Genomic DNA, 1,639 nt, shown 5'->3' with positions numbered 1-1,639 from the left:
ACTCGGTACGTCCAACGACCAGGCTCGAGGCGTTCWCAACCGCATCAAGGTCACCATCCGCATCGGCCTACGGCTTCCACCACGTCGACAACCTCATCAGCCTGATCATGCTCCGATGCGGCGGCCTCGACATCCGACTACCCCAACCCACCAACTAACCCACGAAAACAGCAGAAGCCTCTAATTTATCGTTATTTTCGATGACCGCATCCCATGCTTCTATGTCGGTATTTTCCTCCAGGACTATTTCCGGGGACAGCGACACCGTCTGCTTGATGATAATATCGGCGGAGAGCTTATCCCGAACAGACTGAACCACGCTCTGCAAATCAACGCCAGCCTGGTCGATCTTGTTGATAAAGATAACGGTGGGAATGTTCATTTTCCGCAGGGCATGGAACAGAATACGGGTCTGGGCCTGCACGCCATCTTTAGCGGAGATCACCAAGATGGCCCCATCTAAAACAGCCAAAGAGCGGTACACCTCCGCCAAAAAATCCATGTGGCCGGGCGTATCCACAATGTTGACTTTACATCTGTGCCACTGGAAGGAAGTGACTGCCGCTTGAATGGTAATCCCACGCTGCCGCTCCAAAAACATGGTGTCCGTCCTCGTTGTCCCTTTTTCGACGCTCCCCGGTTCTGAAATGGCTCCGCTGGCATATAGCAGGCTCTCCGTCAAGGTCGTCTTTCCAGCGTCTACATGGGCAAGAATTCCAATATTGATTATTTTCATGTGATTGTCCTCCCTTTACTGCCCCGAAGGGCATAAAAATCCCCAGCAGTAAAATACTTTTACCACTGGGGATGATAATTTGCGGACATACACATATGCAGCATACACCTGTTTGTGAGTGCTGTTTTTGGGGATATGTCAAAATTGATAAGGCAAAAGTATTCTTAAATTGGGTACAAAAAACTAAGCCCCTACAAAAGGGACTATCATAATCCTTTGTTCCCACTATTTGATTATAGTTTTATTTAAGAATACCTTGCCGCATATTTTTTACTCCTTTTCTGGACTTGAATTATTATATCACATCAGTTTTAGGAAAACAAGTATCTAAAAGAAATTTTTCTTCCCCTTATATGTAACAATCATACCGGCTTCCTAACGTTCAGAATGGTTTCTACTGTCTGCTGCGGTGTTTGGTTGGAATTGTCCAGCCAAAAGCCGATCCGTGGTGTTGTCTGCATTTTACTAAATACAAATTCAATGTATACAGAAAGAAATATATAAGAGCCTTCGCCAGTTTGTGTGGTGGGGTGTTGAGCCTCGGCGTTGTGGCCGGGGCTTTTGTGTATGCGGGTATGGAAGGGGCGTTCGCCTGTTAGGTTTGTTTCCGCCAAGAAATAGAACCGAAGAACAGAGGAACGCCTGTGCCCACCATATCAGCCGGCGCGCTCAAGCGCATGCTGCATCTGCCCGCTGTGTTTTGTCAAGTTGGTGTCCGCGTTGTGTGCAGTGTTTTTCCGCAGTGTAGGCAGCGGGTTTTCCGCGGTGTGTGCGGTATTGGTATATGGCCGCTGCCTGTCTGCGTTGTGTTGGTTATTTGGTCATGAGGCGTGTTGGCTCCTGTAGGAGCGGTCCCTCGAATCTGATGGAGTCGTCCGTGGTGGACGGTGCGGTCGAGTGAGG

1 pseudogene is annotated in these 1,639 nt (G+C 48.8%); it reads right to left on the bottom strand.

The features are described 5' to 3' along the window. Positions 1–181 precede the first annotated feature (181 nt). Positions 182–736 (bottom strand): annotated as a pseudogene (locus tag BREU_RS10960) (GTP-binding protein); the annotation flags it as partial. Positions 737–1,639 lie beyond the last annotated feature (903 nt).

It is taken from the genome of Bifidobacterium reuteri DSM 23975 (assembly GCF_000741695.1).
Classification (GTDB): Bacteria; Actinomycetota; Actinomycetes; order Actinomycetales; family Bifidobacteriaceae; genus Bifidobacterium; species Bifidobacterium reuteri.
This window is presented reverse-complemented; position numbering and strand designations above follow the sequence as displayed.